The organism is Vibrio sp. 1069 (genome assembly GCF_033340555.1).
Map to the genome: position 1 here is coordinate 1 of NZ_JAWOWP010000525.1, position 632 is coordinate 632.

Annotated in this window: 1 pseudogene; it reads left to right on the forward strand. The window is 50.0% G+C overall.

The features are described from left to right. Window positions 1-25: 25 nt before the first annotated feature. A pseudogene (gene vscD / locus R7040_RS27540) lies at window positions 26-632 on the forward strand (SctD family type III secretion system inner membrane ring subunit VscD); the annotation flags it as partial.

Below are 632 nucleotides of genomic sequence, written 5' to 3' on the forward strand. Positions count from 1 at the left end.
GCCCTTCAGAGGAGCCATAACCGAAATGCAGCAATGGAAAATTCGTATTTTATCCGGCGTGCATTCCGGGGTTGAAGTCACACTGCCAGAAGGCGCATTGGTTTTAGGTAGCGACGACTTTATCGCAGACCTTGTGTTATCGGATGCTGGCGTAGAAGCCAATCACTTCACCTTAGTGTGTGACAGTGAATCGGTGATGTTGCGTGGATGTCAGGACGTAACCATCAACGGTGAAAACCGAGCGGTTGGTGAATCGGGCATCGAGCTAGAGCGCCATGCGGTGATCTCTGTTGGCGTGGTGAAATTTGCACTGGGTTATGTTGAAGACGAGCTGATTGTCACCAACGTTACGGATGCTCAAACCAAACAAGATGCACCAGTCGTTACTGCGCAAAGCACAAGCTGGAAAAGAACCGCACTGATAGCCGTGCTGTGCAGCGCGATACCAAGCGCGATATTCGCTGGCATGTGGTACAGCCAAGCCAATGGCAATGACAGTGAAGTTGTGGCAGAAGCCGAACCGATTGTGTTGGTACGCAATATTTTAAATGAGCTTGGGCTCAATGATGTGCGTGTGGAGTGGAACGCTACTGCTCATCAAGCGGTTTTAGAAGGTTATGTCGAAGACAGAA